Annotated in this window: 16 protein-coding genes; 6 read left to right on the top strand and 10 right to left on the bottom strand. The window is 49.1% G+C overall.

The window, feature by feature from the left end:
* Nucleotides 1–32: 32 nt before the first annotated feature.
* The 4 genes from GW579_RS01060 to rfbC form a co-directional block, all read right to left on the bottom strand.
* Nucleotides 33–926 carry a glycosyltransferase family 2 protein gene (locus GW579_RS01060; RefSeq protein ID WP_165057026.1) on the bottom strand — a complete coding sequence of 298 codons (894 nt, stop codon included), beginning with the start codon at nucleotides 924–926 and terminating at the stop codon, nucleotides 33–35.
* A gap of 49 nt (nucleotides 927–975) precedes the next feature.
* The gene (locus GW579_RS01055) at nucleotides 976–1,809 is read right to left on the bottom strand and encodes a glycosyltransferase (RefSeq protein WP_165057024.1); all 834 of its coding nucleotides are present in this window, start codon (nucleotides 1,807–1,809) and stop codon (nucleotides 976–978) included.
* 121 nt (nucleotides 1,810–1,930) lie between these two features.
* Entirely contained in the window at nucleotides 1,931–2,803 is an 873-nt protein-coding gene (gene rfbD, locus GW579_RS01050; protein WP_165057022.1) for a dTDP-4-dehydrorhamnose reductase, read from the bottom strand.
* Nucleotides 2,800–3,336, bottom strand: a complete 537-nt coding sequence (gene rfbC, locus GW579_RS01045; protein ID WP_165057020.1) for a dTDP-4-dehydrorhamnose 3,5-epimerase — start codon at nucleotides 3,334–3,336, stop codon at nucleotides 2,800–2,802. Before rfbC ends, rfbD begins: the two co-directional genes overlap by 4 nt.
* A gap of 601 nt (nucleotides 3,337–3,937) precedes the next feature.
* On the opposite strand from rfbC, the gene rfbB reads away from it, so the two are divergent.
* Both rfbB and rfbA read left to right on the top strand, forming a co-directional pair.
* Nucleotides 3,938–5,002 carry a dTDP-glucose 4,6-dehydratase gene (gene rfbB / locus GW579_RS01040; RefSeq protein ID WP_165057018.1) on the top strand — a complete coding sequence of 355 codons (1,065 nt, stop codon included), beginning with the start codon at nucleotides 3,938–3,940 and terminating at the stop codon, nucleotides 5,000–5,002.
* A gap of 20 nt (nucleotides 5,003–5,022) precedes the next feature.
* Complete coding sequence (rfbA, locus tag GW579_RS01035; protein WP_152325835.1) at nucleotides 5,023–5,895, top strand: glucose-1-phosphate thymidylyltransferase RfbA; 873 nt, start codon at nucleotides 5,023–5,025, stop codon at nucleotides 5,893–5,895.
* Between the two features lie 120 nt (nucleotides 5,896–6,015).
* Here the strand turns inward: rfbA and galU are convergent, their stop codons facing one another.
* Nucleotides 6,016–6,903, bottom strand: a complete 888-nt coding sequence (gene galU / locus GW579_RS01030) for a UTP--glucose-1-phosphate uridylyltransferase GalU (RefSeq protein ID WP_152325834.1) — start codon at nucleotides 6,901–6,903, stop codon at nucleotides 6,016–6,018.
* A gap of 463 nt (nucleotides 6,904–7,366) precedes the next feature.
* Here galU and GW579_RS01025 point away from each other — a divergent pair, with 463 nt between their 5' ends.
* Nucleotides 7,367–8,953, top strand: coding sequence for a TerC family protein (locus GW579_RS01025; protein ID WP_165057017.1), 1,587 nt, complete (start codon nucleotides 7,367–7,369; stop codon nucleotides 8,951–8,953).
* 75 nt (nucleotides 8,954–9,028) lie between these two features.
* On the opposite strand, the gene asmA is transcribed toward GW579_RS01025, so the two are convergent.
* The 4 genes from asmA to apbC form a co-directional block, all read right to left on the bottom strand.
* Nucleotides 9,029–10,879, bottom strand: coding sequence for an outer membrane assembly protein AsmA (gene asmA, locus GW579_RS01020; RefSeq protein WP_165057015.1), 1,851 nt, complete (start codon nucleotides 10,877–10,879; stop codon nucleotides 9,029–9,031).
* Between the two features lie 44 nt (nucleotides 10,880–10,923).
* The gene (gene dcd, locus GW579_RS01015) at nucleotides 10,924–11,505 is read right to left on the bottom strand and encodes a dCTP deaminase (protein WP_152325831.1); all 582 of its coding nucleotides are present in this window, start codon (nucleotides 11,503–11,505) and stop codon (nucleotides 10,924–10,926) included.
* Between the two features lie 38 nt (nucleotides 11,506–11,543).
* Complete coding sequence (udk, locus tag GW579_RS01010) at nucleotides 11,544–12,185, bottom strand: uridine kinase (RefSeq protein WP_120506638.1); 642 nt, start codon at nucleotides 12,183–12,185, stop codon at nucleotides 11,544–11,546.
* Nucleotides 12,186–12,330: 145 nt separating this feature from the next.
* Complete coding sequence (gene apbC / locus GW579_RS01005; protein ID WP_165057013.1) at nucleotides 12,331–13,443, bottom strand: iron-sulfur cluster carrier protein ApbC; 1,113 nt, start codon at nucleotides 13,441–13,443, stop codon at nucleotides 12,331–12,333.
* Nucleotides 13,444–13,595: 152 nt separating this feature from the next.
* Between apbC and metG the strand changes: the two genes are divergently transcribed.
* Together metG and GW579_RS00995 are read left to right on the top strand one after the other, a co-directional pair.
* Nucleotides 13,596–15,626: a methionine--tRNA ligase gene (gene metG / locus GW579_RS01000; protein ID WP_165057011.1), complete on the top strand. Its 2,031-nt coding sequence runs from the start codon at nucleotides 13,596–13,598 to the stop codon at nucleotides 15,624–15,626.
* Nucleotides 15,627–15,690: 64 nt separating this feature from the next.
* Complete coding sequence (locus GW579_RS00995) at nucleotides 15,691–16,845, top strand: iron-containing alcohol dehydrogenase (RefSeq protein ID WP_152325828.1); 1,155 nt, start codon at nucleotides 15,691–15,693, stop codon at nucleotides 16,843–16,845.
* Between the two features lie 65 nt (nucleotides 16,846–16,910).
* Here GW579_RS00995 and GW579_RS00990 read toward each other — a convergent pair whose 3' ends face one another.
* Entirely contained in the window at nucleotides 16,911–17,174 is a 264-nt protein-coding gene (locus GW579_RS00990) for a DUF1127 domain-containing protein (protein WP_165057009.1), read from the bottom strand.
* 168 nt (nucleotides 17,175–17,342) lie between these two features.
* On the opposite strand from GW579_RS00990, the gene GW579_RS00985 reads away from it, so the two are divergent.
* Nucleotides 17,343–18,761 carry an aminotransferase-like domain-containing protein gene (locus GW579_RS00985; protein WP_152325826.1) on the top strand — a complete coding sequence of 473 codons (1,419 nt, stop codon included), beginning with the start codon at nucleotides 17,343–17,345 and terminating at the stop codon, nucleotides 18,759–18,761.
* Nucleotide 18,762: the final 1 nt, after the last annotated feature.

The raw sequence follows: 18,762 nt of genomic DNA, 5'->3' as shown, positions 1-18,762 counted from the left end.
AAATGTTGGCTTTTTTTCATGAGAAACATGATTCAATATCTGCGATTCAGTACACCATCTTTAATAGCTCTTAAAAAACTAAGGATATACTCTTTCTTTTTATTCCTTTGGGTAAGAATCAAAATTGTCTGATGTATTAAATTGAAAATAAACTCACGAACAACCATCAGTTTAGGTACATGTTTCATTCTTAACAAAAAGAAAGCATTACGCACTCGATAATATCTTCTGAAGGGAGAATGAACAGGAATCTTGAGAGTAAGAAATTTTACGATCTTATCTCCGATAGAATGCGTCATACGTGCAGAAGTGCCTACATAAATAGTATATCCCTGGCTAGCAGCCCTAAGACACCATTCCGTATCGACATAATCGATAAAAAGTGATTCATTCATATAGCCTATCTCATGTATAGCGTCGACAGGTATCATTGACCCCGATGAAATAATTAGTGATGTTGCAAATGGTGCATTATAATTTTCAGGGTTTATTTTTTTGCGGATTCCGAAACGATTTATATTAATAACGTTGTAGTAGAAACCATATCTGGAGTCAGTAAATACTGGTCCTATAATTGCTATTTTAGGATCATATTGTCTGACACTCAAAAAATCTTTTGAGAGCGAGCCTACATAATCTTGATCAATTTTGCTGTCCTGATCAAAGAATATGATGTATTCAGCGCCCTTTTTTTCTGCCTTTTTAATACCTATATTTTGTGCTGCAGCAATGCCTAAATTTATTTCAAGCCTTATTAACAGGCAAATCTCAGCGAGTTCAGGAAATTCTTGACCCGCACTCCCATTATCCACGACTATAGAATCAACACCCTGATTTTTTAGCGAAATGACGAGAGACATCAGGTCATTGATTATCGGATAATAAGAGACAATGACTGCGAGTGGTTTTAATTTTTCAGTCAACATTCATTACACACCTGTTTTTATGCACCCGAAGTCATCCTATCCGATGTGTTCATTTTTTTGTGCTTAATGGGAGTGAAGACAAACACATTTTGTTGGCTTTTTTTCTTTTTTTGTCAAAAATCCAGCCCCATTTATTGAAATAAAGGATGGATGATTTAATATGACACATTAGTAAAGATGTATTTTTATAAGAACCTTTACCAAACTCATGAATTATTTCTTTGCCTGAACAATACATGACTTCAGTATAATCAAGTGCACGTCGGCATAAATCGACATCTTCAAGATACATAAAGTACCGCTCATCAAAACCTTTAAGTTTCATTAATAATTCTGATGAAATGAGCATAAAACAACCCGAAACTGAAGGCACAGAGAAGTTTTTGTTAAAATCAGCGTCTTGAACCTCATATTGCCGATCCATTTTCTTCGCCAATGACGGAAGGAAACGTCGTAAAAATAGATTCAGCGGAGTAGGTAAAAGTTTGCAGCTATATTGTTTAGAACCATCAGCATAGCGGATGGGAGGTGAAACAAATTTATAACTATGCTCTCGGCACTCTTGCAATAAATGGGCAACAACCCCCTCATTGAAAGACACGTCAGGATTACAAATTAAAAAATACTCACACTGGGGAAGAAACTCCGCCATTGCCTGATTATGCCCGTGACCAAAGCCGCAGTTTTTATTTGATTTCAGAACTTTAATACGCGGATTATTCAGGGAATATGTCCAGCCGCAACCGCCATTGTCGACTAAAATAATTTTAGCTATCTGCGGCTCACGAAGCAGAGAATTGAGAGTACGCTCAATCTGAGCATAAGTATGATTGAATAAGACGATCGAGGCAATGACGTCTGATTTCACTAAGTCAGCAACCATGATTTACACTTCCTATCCCTGACACATTGAGGGATTTAATATTCAATCAAAAATAAAAATAACTTCATTACTGATAATCAATTGAGGAGAGCTAGGCAATCCTCAATTACCCGTCAACAGCTTATACACTGACTTCTTTCAAAATTTTCGGGATGACCCTTTCCAGTTGCTTCTTCCAGTCTCCTGGTGCGATACCTGCAGCGTTCAACTTATTGGTATTCATGACTGAATAGCGCGGGCGCGCGGCTGGTGTGGGATACTCATCAGTCGTAATTGAAGATAAAACCGGTATCCGGGGATATGAAGCTGAAGCATGCGCAGTGTTGAAGATACTTTGGGCAAATTGATACCAACTCACGCTTTCATCACCACTACAATGATACAAACCTGGCATAAAATTAGGTGTCGCAAGCATGGTAAGAATTGCCTGTGCAAGATCACCCGCATAGGTTGGGCAACCGTACTGGTCACCGACAATACTTAATGCATCACGCTGAACGCCAAGGCGAAGCATTGTTTTAACGAAATTATTGCCGTACTCGCTAAATACCCATGACGTACGGATCACAATCCCTTTAGGCGACTGTAAAGCTTCGAGTTCACCAGCCCGCTTTGTCGCACCATAAACACTTTTAGGGTCACACTCGTCTGATTCATTGTAAGCGATTTTACTTTCCCCATTGAAGACGTAATCTGTTGAAACATGGATGAAAGGAATATTGAGCTTACTGGCCTGGCTTGCCAGATTCTTAACAGCATGGCAGTTAATGGCATAGGCTGCATCATAATCTGACTCGGCTTTATCTACCGCTGTATAAGCTGCCGCATTGACGATTGCATCAGGATTGAAATCATTAATAATTTTTTGAACCGCATCAATATCAGTGATATCAAGTTGCTTTCTATCTGTGGCTAATACTTCCAGCAGATCGCCAGCGCGATCGCTAAAACATCGACCCAATTGCCCCTCAGCTCCTGTCAGCAAGACTCTCATTTGAACAGTTCTCCAAACAGTTTACCTTTAGCATCCTTTTCAGAAAGTAATGGCGTTTTCACAGGCCACTGAATCCCAACTTCCGGATCGTTCCAGATCAAGCAACCTTCATTTTTCGGATCATAGTAATCAGTGCATTTATACTCAAAATCGGCGAAGTCTGAAATCACAACAAATCCATGGGCAAGGCCAGGTGGTACCCATAGTTGATTCTTATTACTTTCTGAAAGATGGACACCAACCCACTTGCCAAATGTTGCGGACTCAGGACGAATATCAACTACGACATCGAATACTTCACCTCGCACTACACGTACAAGTTTACCCTGCGGTTTTGACGTCTGGAAGTGCAAGCCACGAAGGACATTGCGGGAGGATCGTGAATGATTGTCCTGAACAAAATCCAGATCAATATCCAACATTTCCCGATAGCGGTCTTGCTGGAAAGTCTCAAGAAAGAATCCACGTTCATCACCAAACACTTTAGGTTCGACTAACTTCACACCAATAACGTCTGTATCAGTCACTTTCATTTTTATAGCTCACTCGTTATACAATTATCAGGCGATACTCAACTCTCTTGTATGAACAGCAGTCGCTGTAACTTGTACAAAGGAAATTTTGAGCGAAATCCGCCTTGCTCAATTTTCTAAAAATCCTACCACAAATGACTCTTATGGCTCACTCAGAATCTGGCTAAAAGGTCCCTTAATCGCCTGAAAGCATGTTTACTGTACTTTCTTATACGAGTTTGGATGATCCAGTTTCCAGGCCAGACACTCTGCAGTAATTGAAAGCATTTTGATTCCCTCACAAAATTCATTTGTGCAGCAAATTGGACAATTCCTACGAGAACTTTTACCGACAAGTAATATGATATTCCACACGTTTTGCCACAGGATTCAATGGTAGTCAGGCTCAACCATTAGGAGCATTTTTTAATCAGATATCTGGCGTGTTTTATTTATTTTAAGCACCTCGAAATATTTAGCTCAAAAACGCTAGAATAACCTGATTATAGCTGCGCTTACCCTGACTCTGCGCTACGCTATGTTGTTCTTCGCAAGCTAAAGCGAAATAGCTGATTTTTTGAGCATGTCAAAAAGCTAACACTTCATAAATGAGTACGTATATATGAAAATCTTGATCACCGGTGGTGCCGGTTTCATCGGTTCAGCAGTTGTTCGTCACGTTATTGATAATACGCATGATAATGTCTTGGTGGTCGATAGTCTTACCTATGCAGGTAATCTTGAATCGCTCGTTTCTGTTTCGGATAACAGCCGTTATGAGTTTGCTCAGGTAAATATCTGTGACCGTTCAGCCCTTGATGCTGTTTTTGCAACCTTTCAACCTGATGCTGTTATGCATCTCGCAGCTGAAAGCCATGTTGATCGTTCAATTGATGGGCCAGCAGCTTTTATCGAAACTAACATCGTGGGCACTTACGTTCTTCTTGAGGCAGCTCGGCATTTCTGGAGCTCGTTGTCTGAAGAGAAAAAAACAGCTTTCCGCTTCCATCATATTTCGACGGATGAAGTGTATGGTGATTTGCACGGTACTACAGATCTTTTCACTGAAACGACACCGTACGCACCAAGCAGCCCTTACTCTGCGTCAAAAGCCTCAAGCGATCACCTTGTTCGTGCATGGCAGCGCACGTACGGCTTCCCTACTATTGTGACAAACTGTTCAAATAATTACGGTCCTTATCACTTCCCTGAAAAACTCATTCCCCTCATCATTCTTAACGCATTGTCGGGTAAAGCGTTACCTGTTTACGGTGATGGAGCCCAAATTCGTGACTGGTTGTTTGTAGAAGATCATGCCCGCGCACTTTATAAAGTGGTAACCGAAGGTGTGGTAGGCGAAACCTATAACATTGGTGGTCATAACGAGCGCAAAAATATTGATGTTGTTAAGACAATCTGCGGATTGCTTGATGAACTGATTTCAGATAAACCGGCAGGCATCACCCATTTCTCTGAGCTCATCACTTTCGTCAAAGATCGGCCTGGTCACGACATGCGCTACGCAATTGATGCAACTAAGATTGATCAAGAATTAGGCTGGAAGCCGCAGGAAACTTTCGAAAGCGGTATCCGGAAAACGGTCGAATGGTATCTGAACAATGAAAATTGGTGGCGCCGTGTTCAGGATGGTTCCTATGCCGGTGAACGTTTAGGCCTGACTGACTAATATTTGAGGAGAAGAATTAAGTGAAAGGTATCGTTTTAGCCGGTGGTTCAGGCACACGCCTGTACCCCCTGACACGCGGTGTATCTAAGCAACTGCTGCCAATTTATGATAAACCGATGATTTATTATCCAATATCGGTGCTAATGCTCGCAGGGATTAATGAGATATTGGTCATTTCTACTCCTGAAGATATGCCGTCATTCAAGCGTTTACTGGGTGATGGTTCGCAGTTCGGTATTAAATTGGAATATGCCGTGCAACCTTCTCCCGACGGTCTTGCCCAGGCATTTATCATCGGTGAAGAATTTATTAACGGTGAGCGTTGCGCACTGGTTCTCGGCGACAATATCTATTTTGGTCAAAGCTTTGGCAAACAACTCGAAGCCGTTTCCAAAAGAGAGACTGGCGCTACGGTCTTCGGTTATCAGGTACAAGATCCTGAGCGCTTTGGCGTGGTTGAATTTGATAAGGATTTCAAGGCACTTTCCATTGAGGAAAAACCATTAAAACCAAAATCTCATTGGGCAGTAACCGGGCTTTATTTCTATGACAACAACATTGTAGAAATGGCTAAACAAGTGAAGCCATCTCATCGCGGTGAACTTGAGATAACCACATTAAACGAAATGTATCTTGAGAAGGGTCAACTGCAAGTCGAACTTTTGGGGCGTGGTTTTGCATGGCTGGATACCGGCACGCATGACAGTCTGATAGAAGCTTCGCAATTCGTCCATACCATTGAGAAGCGCCAGGGTTTCAAAGTAGCCTGTCTTGAGGAAATCGCATTCCGTAAAGGATGGCTCAGCAAAGAACGTGTTGCTGAACAAGCTGCTTTAATGAGTAAAACAGCTTACGGAACCTATCTGACCCAACTGCTAAATGAACAGAAGTAAGAGTAAGGTTTACCTAAATTTCTCAAACATCCAGGATTGTTTAAAATAGCGCTTCTGGAAATCAGATATAAAAAAGCACCGGTAATTCGGTGCTTTTTTTTGTTCGCATTGGATAAGTATTTACTCTTCTGCAAACTCTTTCAACCACGCCTTGAACGCTTCACCTTGTGAGTTATGGCGAATGCCATACTCAACAAACGCTTTCATATAACCGAGTTTGTCACCACAGTCGTGTGAACGGCCAGTCATGGAGAAAGCTTCTACAGTTTGTTTTTTCATCAGCATAGCAATGGCATCCGTCAACTGGATTTCATTACCTGCACCGTATGGCGTTACTGCCAGCAGTGGCCAGATAGCTTCGGAAAGAACATAACGCCCCACAACCGCGAGGTTAGATGGCGCATCTTTCAATTCAGGTTTTTCAACGATGGCAGTCATTGGCGCACTTTCGCCCGGCTCAACTTCCGCACCATTACAGTTCACGATACCGTATTTGGACACGTCTTTTTCAGGCACTTCTTCAACCATAACCTGGCTGTTGCCGGTCTCTTTGAAACGGCGAAGCATTGCTGCAAGGTTGTCTTTACGCAGATCGCTGGTTGAATCATCCATCAGAACGTCTGGAAGGATAACCGCAAAAGGTGAGTTACCAATCAAAGGTTTAGCACACAGAACGGCATGTCCAAGGCCTTTAGACTGCCCCTGACGCACGTTCATGATAGTCACGCCTTTCGGACATATTGACTGCACTTCTTCCAGCAACTGACGCTTAACGCGGGTTTCCAGCATGCTTTCCAGTTCGAATGAAGTATCGAAGTGGTTTTCGATGGCATTTTTGGAAGAATGCGTGACGAGAATGATCTCTTTGATGCCCGCCGCCGCACATTCATTAACGATGTACTGGATTAAAGGCTTGTCGACGATAGGCAACATTTCTTTTGGAATGGCTTTCGTCGCTGGCAACATACGTGTGCCCAGACCGGCAACAGGGATAACAGCTTTTAACATTGTAGAAGATACTCCTTGAAACCTATTGGTGTGTAAATTCAGTCAGTTGGGGAGCCAAACATATCAGGGCATTCACTGAACTGAAATTGTATAAACAAATTAATTTCCCAGCACGATATTTTCTTCCCTGAGTATAGTCCCTGTGATTTCGTTTAGGGAGACTATACTGCTGACTTTAGGACTCCAGCACCATTCTGTGTATGCCATTACGATACCAGCAAGCAGCACATAACGGTAAGCTAAAGACTTAAAATTAGGAATGTTGAACCTGTTCGCTGATTTTCTGCACACAATTTGCTGCTTTCCAAAACATCCCGTTAAACTTTACCGCACAGCAACCGCACCTGTTTCATTTCCATCACGCTATGCGGTAGCACGCTGATTTAGATTTGAAATTTCGCCCTCTGACGCCCATTATTCAACGTGCGACAATCGTCGTGTAACTAAAGGTGAAACAAGCAATATGGAATGGATCGCCGATCCGTCAATCTGGGCCGGGCTGGCTACCCTGGTAATCCTTGAAATTGTCTTAGGGATAGACAACCTGATTTTCATCGCCATTTTGGCAGAAAAGCTTCCCCGCCGGCAGCGCGACAAAGCCCGCGTCACAGGGTTAATGCTGGCATTAGTGATGCGCCTGTTGTTACTGGCGTCAATTTCCTGGCTGTCGACCCTCACCCGCCCTCTCATCACTTTACTCGGGCATCCGTTCAGCGCCCGAGACATGATTATGCTGACCGGCGGCGTGTTCCTGCTGTTTAAAGCCACCATGGAGCTCAATGAGCGCCTGGAAGGTAAAGATGAAGAGCAGAGCCAGCAGCAAAGCGGTGCCAGATTCTGGCCTGTCGTGGCGCAGATCGTGGTGCTCGATGCGGTATTTTCCCTCGACTCGGTGATTACCGCCGTTGGTATGGTGGATCATCTGGCCGTTATGATGGCGGCAGTCTGTATCGCCATCGGGCTGATGCTCCTGGCCAGCAAGCCGCTGACTAAGTTTGTGAACGCGCATCCCACCATCGTTATTTTATGTCTGAGTTTCCTGCTGATGATCGGCTTCAGTCTGGTCGCCGAAGGCTTTGGCTACGCGATTCCTAAAGGCTATTTGTACGCGGCTATCGGTTTCTCGGTGATCATCGAAGCGCTCAATCAGCTGGCACAATTTAACCGCAAACGCTTTCTGTCATCGCGTCGTTCTTTGCGTGAACGCACGGCGGAGACGGTTCTGCGCGTTTTACGCGGCAAGCATGAAGAGGCTGAACTGGATGCCCATTCGTCCAGCATGCTTGCGGACAGCACTGAAGAAGACGCCATTTTCAACCAGCAGGAACGCAACATGATTGAACGCGTTCTGGGGCTGGGGCAGCGCACGGTCAGCAGCGTAATGACCTCGCGTCATGACGTGGATAATCTCGAACTGAATGACCCCATTGATGTCCTGAGAAATCAGATTGCCGAGAATCAGCACACGCGCATTCTGGTGACGGAAGACAGCTCGACAGACGAACCGCTGGGCGTTGTTCATGTTGTTGACTTGCTTAAACAGCAACTGCTGCAAAATGAGTTAGATCTTAAGGCACTGATCCGCCAACCCTTGATCTTCCCGGAGCAGCTTTCATTGCTGATGGCGCTTGAACAGTTCCGTCAGGCGAAAACGCACTTTGCTTTTGTCGTGGATGAGTTTGGTTCTGTCGAAGGCATCGTGACGCTGACTGACGTGATGGAAACCATTGCCGGGAATCTGCCGGAATCTGATGAGTTGCCGGATGCACGCCACGATATCCAGCAGCAGGAAGACGGAAGCTGGATTGCGAATGGCTATATGCCGCTCGAGGATCTGGCAATGTACATCCCCCTGCCGCTCGATGATAAGCGCGAATACCACACGCTGGCCGGTTTACTGATGGAATATACCCAGAGCATTCCGCAGGTCGGCGCACAGATAAAAATTAACGATTATTTGTACGAACCACTGGAAGTCAGCAGTCACCGGATTTTAAAAGTGAAGATCACCCCGCTCAATCCGCCGGTGTCTGACGATTACGAAGTCTGATTTGTTCGCGGTAAGCGTGACCAAAAAAACGGGGTGCCATTGAGCACCCCGTTTTTATTCCCGGCTAATCCGATGTTACTTCTTCAATATCTTCTGCACTTCATCACCGGCTTTACTGTCTTTGCGTTTATCAATCCAGTTCTGGATAGCGCTGCGGGCGCTCTGCTCCAGTGACTGACGCAATATCTGGTCAACCTGCAACTGATAATGCATCTGCGACCACGGCCCGTACACGCGCAGCGGAATATCGGTCGTTTTCAGCGTATTGATCAGATTGCTGTCGCCCTTCCAGCCGCCGGTTACGCGGATCAGCAGATTCAAATCCACCTGCTGTGCAGCCATATTAAGGGTGCCGTCACCTTTGCCGGTAACCATCGGCGACACTCCTTCCATATTGCTCAGCGTCAGCGTGCCATCGGCAAGATGACCTTTCGCATTCAGCGTATCAATCTGGCTGTAGTGCTCGTAACGGTCGAGGCCCTGAACTTTATCGCTGTTTCTCGCAATAGCCTGCTGGATAAGCTGCTGAATATTCATGCCATTCAGACGCGCATTATCCATTGAAATCTGGCCATCGCCCTGCCAGTGCCGCGCGAAATCAGCGGCTGAAAGGCCTTCACCGCTCACATTACCCTTCAGCGAGAAGTTGCCGGTCAGCGCCTTAGGCAACTCATATGCCGAAAGCAAATCGCCCAGCTCAATCTTGTTGACGTCAGGCACCAACTGAACCTGAATTTTCTTGCCCGTCACATCCATTTTGCCTGGCAGTGAGAAATTGCCGGTACCCATGTTGCCGCTGAACGTCGACAGCGAAACCTGCCCTTGCTGATTATCAGCTTCGAGCGCCAGGTTCTGAATTTTCATTCCACGGTAAGTAAGATCAGCCACTTTCAGCGCCAGGTGCGCATTGAATGTCTGAAGTTCACTGAGCCCGTTGGGTTGTTCATCTATGTCGCGCGCAATAACCGGTGCCGACGTGATGGCCTGAGAAGTCGTGGCTGTCTCTTCCGTTGTTTTCGGCTGCCAGCCGGAAAGCGCATCCAGATCGAGTTTTTCCGCGTTCAGGTTCAGCTGATAATTCGGTTCATCTCCCAGCGTGGCCGAAGCCGTACCGGAGATCTGATTATCATTGGCGGTCAGCGCCATCTGGCTGAGCGTCACAGCATTAGTCTCCCGCTGATAACTCGCCTGCATCGAACCGTTGCCCTGAATGCCTTTAACCGGAATATCCGCGCCGCTCAGCTGATAGGTAAATTTGCTGATGTTGGCAGCAAAGGCCTGCGGATAATGCTGCATATCCAGTTCCGCATTCATCGTGAAGGCTAAATCACGCTGATTACGATTGATGCGGCTGGAAAGCTGGACAGAAGCCTGCCGGTTGTCGTCTTTATCAATTTCGAGATTAATGTCGCGCACATTGATTTGTTCATCGTCGCCACGCTGCCAGATAAGCAAACTGTCAGCGATGCTGATTTTATCAATGTCGAACTTCCAGCCAGCGTCCAGCTCAGACGCACCGGGCGCCACAGGAACCGGAGAAGATGGAGCAACCGGCGCATCGGGCTGATTCTCTTCGGTATCCGGCGTTAACCGGATAATCGCATTTTTAAACAAAACTTGCTTTACGGCGAGCTGATGAGAAATGAGAGGCCAGAGTTTGACATCCAGTCGCATATTTTCAGCACTGACCACCGGTTCTTTCGCACCCGGCGCGGTGAGCGATGTCTGCCCGGCAATAATGCTCAGCTGCGGCCAGACGTGCCATCGCAGCGAACCATTAATGGCCAGCTTGTAACCGCTTTTCACCTCAACCCTTTCCACCATGTACTGACGGAAATCGTTCGGGTTGATCAGAAATACCAGCGAAGTCATGCCGGCAATGATAACCACCAGTAAAATCACCAGTGTTGTCAGTAGTCTTCTCATGCCTTCCTCACGTTTTCATCCGCTCACGCCGATAAAAAACAGAATCAGTCTTTATCAATACGACTGGCAATTGCACTTTGCTGGTCGCGGTATTTCGCATCCTGACGGCTGTTATAAGGGCGTGCAGCTGAACCGGACAACGGTTCAAAGCTTAACGCGCCAATCAGCATACCCGGGCGAAGCGCCAGAGGCAGTTTACCGGAATTGTAGAACTCAAGGACGATGCGACCTTTCCAGCCCGGATCGATGCGGTGTGCTGTGACGTGTACCATCAGGCCCAGACGCGCCAGTGAAGAACGCCCATCGAGCCAGCCCACCAGATCATCCGGAATGGTGACGGATTCAAAAGTGACCGCCAGTGCCAGTTCGCCGGGATGCAGGAAGAAAGCTTCACCTTCCGGCAGAACGATTTCGTCGCTCATCACTTTGTCCAGCGCCGCGCTTACTTCGTCTTTCGGGCCACTCAGATCGATAAAGCCAGCGTTATGGCCGAGGAAAACGCGAAAACCGTTACCCAGACGCACATCTACCGTTGCACCGTTAATCCGCTCAACCGGCGGACGGGGTGAAATGCCTAATTTGCCGCTGTCCAGCCAGGCTTCTATATCTCGATCGCAAAGTCTCATCGTATCTCCGGTGTGGTTTTCTACGGATTGTTCCGCGATTAGTTGAAGAACTGGCTGATTTTCGCCTTAAGAATATCAATCGCAATCCGGTTTTTACCGCCACGCGGCACAATGATGTCTGCGTATTGTTTTGAAGGTTCGATAAATTGCAGGAACATTGGACGGACAGTTTTCTGGTATTGCGCCATCACGGAATCCATAGAGCGGCCACGCTCGTTGACATCGCGCTTCATGCGGCGCATCAGGCAGATATCCAGCGGCGTATCCACGAAGATAGAGAAATTCATTTCCTGACGCAGACGCACGTCGGTCAGTAACAGGATCCCTTCCAGAATAATGACTTTCTTAGGCTTGAGCGTCACGGTCTCAGCCAGACGGGTATGTTCGATAAAACTGTAACTCGGTAATTCGATAGCCTGACCTGACTTCATTGCCTGCAAATGCTGGAACAGCAAATTGTGATCCATGGCACTGGGATGGTCATAGTTGGTTTTGACCCGTTCTTCCATGGTCATATGGCTTTGGTCTTTATAGTAGCAATCTTCCGGGATCACCCCGATATGCTCATCACCTACCTGATCACGAAGTTCACGGTATAACGTACTGGCGATGAGGCTTTTTCCCGAAGCAGATGCGCCAGCGATACCCACGATGACACACTGATGGAATTTGTCAGACATAAAATTAAAGACCTGATTTGGAAGTTGGAAGGCAAGCACAGCGTGTGCTTTGAACGCGCCAATTATAAGTACAACACACTACCCGATGCCAGCGTTAAGGCGGTGTAATCGCTGACATCGGGCAATAATTCGCAGAGTTGGGAGATTAAACCGCCCGGAAAGCGATTTCTGTCGGAATCGCGTCGCCTTTCCAGAACAGCAGCGACGCCACTTTTGACGCAAGTTCGCGATAAATCGTCGTGAACTCACTTTCAGGATTAGAGACAACGGTCGGTTCGCCGCGATCCAAATCCTCGCGCAGCGAAATATGCAGCGGTAACTGAGCCAGTAATTCGCAACGGTATTTTTCGGCCAGACGTTGTGCGCCACCGGTGCCGAAAATCGGTTCATGATGCCCGCAGTTGCTGCACACATGCATGCTCATATTTTCGATAATGCCTAACACCGGCACATGCACTTTCTCAAACATCACAATGCCTTTCATAGCGTCGAGCAGCGCGATGTCCTGCGGCGTGGTCACCACGAGCGCGCCCGTCACCGGAATATTTTGCGACAGCGTCAGCTGGATATCGCCGGTGCCCGGCGGCAGGTCAATCACCAGATAATCGAGATCCGGCCACAGCGTATCCTGCAACATCTGCATCAGCGCTTTGCTGGCCATCGGGCCGCGCCACACCATCGCATTTTCGTCGGTGACCAGATAACCAATGGAGTTCGTCGCCAGTCCGTGCGCCATAATCGGCGACATATGTACACCATCCGGTGATGTCGGACGCTCTTCTTCCGTGCCCAGCATGTTCGGCACCGACGGGCCATAGATATCCGCGTCCAGAATACCGACTTTTCCGCCTTCCGCGGCCAGCGCCAGCGCCAGATTCACCGCCGTGGTGGATTTACCCACGCCGCCTTTGCCTGAGCTGACCGCCAGAATATTGCGTACGCCTTTAATGCCGGGCTGCTCATTGGCACGTTTCATCGTGGCGATATCGTGACGCAGGTTCCACTGAATGGCCGAAGCGCCGGTAACCCGCAGCAATTCACCGCTGGTTTCATCTTTAAGCACCTCGAAACCGCTGTTCCAGGCAAACGGCAGCGTCAGATCGATATGCAGAACTTCGTCCATCAGCACGCAATGATGCACCGCTTTTATCGCAGCTAAATCTTTTTGAAGTGTTGAATGGCGGAAGGTGGCCAGTACGCCGGTCACGAGTGCGCGCAGCCCTGCGGGTGTGGTCTGCTGTGGGGATTGAGATGTCATCCCGGCTCCTTGAAAACTGGTTATCAGACTAGTTATTTACCCTAAGCATAACAGAACACACGTAAGGAGATCCCCCCGTTTGTTTACGCGGGGCGGCGCTTTCGGTTAACATCAATGCCCCTGATTTCAACAACAGAAAGCAAGCTCTTACTATGGCTCAAGTCGCGAAAAAAATTTTGGTAACCTGTGCACTTCCGTACGCCAACGGATCCATCCACCTCGGTCACATGCTCGAGCATATCCAGGCTGACGTCTGGGTTCGTTTCCAGCGAATGCGTGGCAATGAAGTGCACTTCATCTGTGCGGACGATGCGCACGGCACACCGATCATGCTGAAAGCACAGCAACTCGGTATCAAGCCGGAAGAGATGATTGCCGAAATGAGCCAGGAGCATCAGAAAGACTTCGCCGGCTTCGGCATCAGCTACGACAACTATCACTCCACGCACAGTGACGAAAACCGTGAACTGTCGGAGCTGATTTATGGTCGTCTGAAAGAAAACGGTTTCATCAAGAATCGCACCATTTCTCAGCTGTACGATCCGGAGAAAGGCATGTTCCTGCCTGACCGTTTCGTTAAAGGCACCTGCCCGAAATGTAAATCGCCAGACCAGTACGGCGATAACTGTGAAGTGTGTGGTGCAACCTACAGCCCGACCGAACTGATCGAGCCGAAATCTGTGGTCTCCGGCGCGACGCCTGTGCTGCGTGATTCCGAGCATTATTTCTTTGATTTGCCTGAATTCAGCACGATGTTGCAGGCGTGGACCCGTTCCGGTGCGTTGCAGGAGCAGGTCGCGAACAAAATGCAGGAATGGTTTGAATCCGGCCTGCAACAGTGGGATATCTCCCGCGACGCGCCGTACTTCGGTTTCGAAATTCCTGATGCGCCGGGCAAATATTTCTACGTCTGGCTGGACGCGCCAATCGGCTACATGGGTTCATTCAAAAACCTGTGTGACCGCCGCAGCGACCTGAACTTCGACGAGTTCTGGAAGAAAGATTCCACCACCGAGTTGTATCACTTCATCGGTAAAGACATCGTCTATTTCCACAGCCTGTTCTGGCCGGCAATGCTGGAAGGCAGCAATTTCCGCAAGCCAACCAACCTGTTCGTTCACGGTTATGTAACGGTGAACGGCGCGAAGATGTCTAAATCACGCGGCACCTTCATCAAGGCCAGCACTTATCTGAACCATCTGGATGCAGACTGCCTGCGTTATTACTACACCGCGAAACTGTCTTCCCGTATCGACGATATCGACCTGAATCTGGAAGATTTCGTGCAGCGCGTTAACGCAGACATCGTGAACAAAGTGGTCAACCTGGCTTCACGTAACGCCGGTTTCCTCGCCAAACGTTTTGACGGCAAACTGGCGGATAAACTGGCGGATGAAGCGCTGTACAAAACCTTCACGGATGCCGCTGAAAGTATTGCGCAGGCGTATGACAGCCGCGAATCAGGCCGTGCAATCCGTGAAATCATGGCGCTGGCTGACCTGGCTAACCGTTATGTAGACGAACAGGCGCCGTGGGTTGTGGCAAAACAGGAAGGCCGCGACGCGGACCTGCAGGCGATTTGCTCAATGGGCATCAACCTGTTCCGCGTTCTGATGACATACCTGAAACCGGTTCTGCCTTCACTGTCTGAACGCACAGAAGCTTTCCTGAACACCACGCTTGAGTGGGATGCGATTGCACAACCGCTGCTTTCTCATCAAGTGAATCCGTTCAAGGCGCTGTTTAACCGTATCGAACTGGATAAAGTGACCGCCATGGTTGATGCATCGAAAGAAGACATTGCGGCGGCGAAAGCCCCTGCAACCGGCCCGCTGGCGGATGATCCGATTCAGGAAACCATCACCTTTGATGACTTCGCAAAAGTCGACATGCGTATCGCGCTGATCAAAAGCGCTGATTTCGTGGAAGGTTCCGACAAACTGCTGCGTCTGCAACTGGATCTGGGCGGCGAAACCCGTCAGATCTTCTCCGGTATCCGCTCTGCCTATCCGGATCCGAAAGCGCTGGAAGGCCGTCTGACCATCATGGTCGCGAACCTTGCGCCGCGTAAAATGCGCTTTGGCATTTCTGAAGGCATGGTGATGGCCGCAGGCCCTGGCGGAAAAGACATCTTCCTGCTCAGCCCGGATTCCGGCGCACAACCTGGCATGCAGGTGAAATAAGCCACTGCGTTTCTCAGTAAGCCCCTCCCCTCATCCCCGGGGGGAGGTTCAAGGAGTTCCTGCTATGTTTAACTTCGATTACTACAATCCCACCCGCGTTCTTTTTGGTACACAGCGTATTGCCGATATCGGCCAGTACATTCCGGCCAACGCCCGCGTCCTGATTACCTACGGCGGCGGCAGCGCAAAAAAATTCGGTACGATTGATGAAGCGCGCAAAGCTCTCGGTGACCGCGAAATTTTCGAATTTGGCGGCATTGAGGTTAACCCGCATTTCGAAACCCTGATGATTGCCGTTGAGCTGGTTAAAGAGAAAAAAATCGACTTCCTGCTGGCCGTTGGCGGCGGTTCTGTCGTGGATGCCACCAAATTTATCGCCGCCGCCGTCCTGTACGAGGGCGACGTCTGGAATATGTGGTCGAAACGCCTGCCGCTGGAAAAAGCCATGCCGCTCGGTTGCATCATGACGTTACCGGCGACCGGTTCGGAAATGAACCCGACAGCCGTGGTCACTAACGTCGCACTGGGCGCAAAAATGGGTTTCAGCGACGCGCATCTGTACCCGCAGTTTGCCGTGCTGGATCCGCGAAAAACCTACACGCTGCCGGTTAAACAAGTGTCCAACGGCGTGGTTGACGCCTTTGTACATGTGATTGAGCAATACCTGACGTATCCGGTTTACGGCAAAGTGCAGGATCGTTTTGCCGAGGGCCTGCTGCTGACGCTTATCGAAGAAGGCCCGAAAGCGCTGACCGATCCGGAAAATTACGATGTGCGCTCAACCGTCACCTGGTCGGCAACGCTGGCACTGAATGGTCTGATTGGCGTCGGCGTGCCGCAGGACTGGGCAACGCACCGCATCGGCCACCAGCTCACCGCGCTCTATCATCTGGATCACGCTGAAACGCTGGCCGTTCTGCTGCCTTCGCTGCTTCAGGTACAACGTGAAACTAAACGCCTCAAACTGCTGCAATACGCAGAGCGCGTCTGGGGGCTGACCGACGGTGATGAAGAAACCCGTATCACCGCGGCCATCGATAAAACCCGCGATTTCTTTGATGATATGGGCGTGAAAACGCGCATCAGCGCGTACGGCGTGCCGGAAAAAGTCATTGAAGAAGTGCTGGAGAATCTGACCCGCTTCAACCTGCTGCCGATGGGCGAACACAAAGATATCGATCGGGTGGCTGCCCGCCGCATTCTCAGCCTGAGCTACTAAAAGCCGCAGCTGAAGAAATCGAAGGGGAAACGCGACACCGTTTCCCCTTTTTTATAACGTCTCATTTATTTCGGCCAGTTCGGCCAGACGCTTCGTGGATACTCTTTATCGATATCCGATCTTGCCAGCCCGATATCTTTCAGTTGCTCCGGGCTCAGCGCATGCAGAAGTTTGCGGCTGACGCGGCGCTCATTCCAGGCATGTAAAACACTGAACACCTGTTTTACCCATCCGCCCTGCTTAACCGGCATCTGTACCGGTGCAACAATTTCGGCACTACGCACTGACTCACAAGCGGCAAACTGCCGTTCTTCAATGGTATTTTTCATTTTCTGCTCCTGTTAACGACCTGTGATCAGGATCTAACATCCGGCAAAAACATTACAGATTCAGTTATTTTGTATTTCAACCATACAGATCTGGATCCAATGACAGATTCAGCGTTAGATTAGACGCATCTGTACTGCTCTTATTGCGCAGACGTTGAAGGAATGAAAATGAACCGTTACGAAAATCTGGCGAATGTACTGAGCGAACGCATCGAACAGGGGCTGTACCCGGCGGGGATCCGCCTGCCGTCGGTGCGCGTCTTAAGCAGCGAGCACGGCGTCAGCGTCAGTACCGTTCAGCAGGCGTACCGCGTACTGGAAGAAAAACAGCTGGTGGAAGCACGTCCGAAATCCGGTTACTTCGTCAGGGAAGCCCGGTTGCAGGCGGCGCTGCCGAGCGGGTGTCGTCCGACGCAGCGCCCGGTGGAAATTTCCCAGTGGGATCAGGTTCTGGAGCTGATCACCTCACCGCACCTTCCCGGTTTTGTTCAGCTGGGGCGCGGTTCACCGGACGTCACCGCCGCCACGCTCAAACCGCTCAGCCGTCTGATGGGCCGCGCCGGACAACATCAGAACCTCAATGCCTTTCACTACGACAGCATTTACGGCTCCGAAGATCTGCGCGAACAGATTGCGCGCCTGATGATCGACAGCGGCAGCCATATGGATGCCAGCAATATATTGATCACCACCGGCTGTCACGAAGCGCTGTCTATCGCCATTCGTTCCGTTTGCGAACACGGCGATATTGTGGCGGTAGATTCCCCGAGTTTTCACGGCGCGATGCAAACCCTGAAAGGCTTTGGCATGAAAGCACTGGAAATTCCGACAGACCCGGTCACCGGCATCAGCCTGGAAGCACTGGAAATGGCGCTGGAACAGTGGCCCATCAAAGCTATCCAGCTCACACCAAACTGTAACAATCCCCTCGGCTACAACATGCCGGATGACCGCAAGAAAGCGCTGCTGAGGCTGGCGCAGCGTTACGATATCGCCATTATCGAGGACGATGTTTACGGCGAACTGGCCTACCAGTATCCGCGCCCGGCGACCATTACCTCGTTTGACGACGACGGCCGCGTATTGCTTTGCAGCTCATTTTCAAAAACGCTCGCGCCCGGTCTGCGTGTCGGCTGGATTGCACCGGGCCGATATCACGACCGCGCACTGCACATGAAATACATCACCACCGGCGCGTCGGCCACGCTGCCGCAAATCGCCATCGCGGATTTCATCAAACAGGGCCATTACCTTCAGCACCTGCGCAGAATGCGTAATCAGTACCAGCGCAATCTGTGCACCATGACCGACTGGGTGATGAAATATTTTCCGTGTGGCACGCGGGTCAGCCGCCCTCAGGGTGGGTTCCTGCTGTGGATTGAGCTGGACGAACGCGTGGATACGCAGCGCCTGAACCGGCTGCTGGAAGAACATTTTGTGCAAATTGCGATCGGTTCGATATTTTCCGCTTCAGGGAAATACCGCAACTGTCTGCGTATTAACTATGCTCAGCCTCTGGCGGCCAAAACTGAACGCGCCGTTCAGCAGGTCGGGCAGATGGTTTCATACATGCTGGAAAGCTGCTAAA

Origin of the sequence: Rahnella contaminans (assembly GCF_011065485.1) — a bacterium.
Lineage (GTDB): Bacteria > Pseudomonadota > Gammaproteobacteria > Enterobacterales > Enterobacteriaceae > Rahnella > Rahnella contaminans.
Note: the sequence above shows the minus strand (reverse complement) of the source record. Positions and strands in the feature narration are given on the sequence as shown.